This window comes from Cyanobium sp. NIVA-CYA 375, from assembly GCF_056108345.1.
The window spans coordinates 1-789 of sequence record NZ_JBSYHW010000309.1 but is presented as its reverse complement, the minus strand read 5'-3'; the positions used below and the strand labels follow the sequence as shown (position 1 = coordinate 789).

General features: G+C 62.5%; 1 protein-coding gene. It reads right to left on the bottom strand.

Features of this window, described 5'->3' with window-relative positions; all coding sequences use genetic code 11:
• Positions 1–761: isocitrate lyase (locus AC01FP_RS18270; RefSeq protein WP_474482259.1), on the bottom strand; the 761-nt coding region annotated here is incomplete at its 3' end.
• Between the last annotated feature and the right edge of the window lie 28 nt (positions 762–789).

The following is a 789-nucleotide window of genomic DNA, read 5'->3' as shown; positions in this document are numbered from 1 at the left end:
CCGTCCTCGATTCCGAGCTCGAGGAATGCGTAACGGACTGCGCGGATCTTCTGCAGGAAGTCCTCGTGCGGAACCGTGACCTTGCCGTCCTGATGGCCGCACTGCTTCTCGTCGTAGCCCTGGTTCTCGATCTGGATCGCGCAGGCACCCGCTTCGATCATCTTCTTGGCCAGCAGGTACGTTGCCTCGGGGTTGCCGAACCCGGCATCGATATCGGCAATGATCGGCACGATGTGGGTCTCGTGCTCGTCGATCGCTTTCTCGATCCGCTTTGCTTCGACCTCATCGCCACGCTCGCGCGCGGCGTCGAGGTCGCGGAACAGGCCGCCCAGTTCGCGGGCATCGGCCTGGCGCAGGAAGGTGTACAGCTCTTCGATCAGCGCAGGGACCGAGGTCTTCTCATGCATCGACTGATCGGGCAGGGGGCCGAACTCGCTGCGCAGCGCTGCGATCATCCAGCCCGACAGGTACAGGTACCGCCGCTTGGTGGACCCGAAATGCTTCTTGATGCTGATCATCTTCTGCTGCGCGATGAAACCGTGCCAGCAACCGAGTGACTGGGTGTAATTGGCCGGATCGGCATCATAGGCCGCCATGTCCGCGCGCATGATCTTCGCGGTATAGCGGGCAATGTCGAGGCCGGTCGGAAAGCGGTTCTGCAGCTTCATCCGCGCCGCGCTCTCAGCATCGATCGCGTTCCAGGGCGCACCCTGGCCGGTGATGGTGGTGCGCAGGCCGCTGATTTCGTTCTGGTAGGTCACGTGCGAATCTCCTTTAGACCCGTTGGCG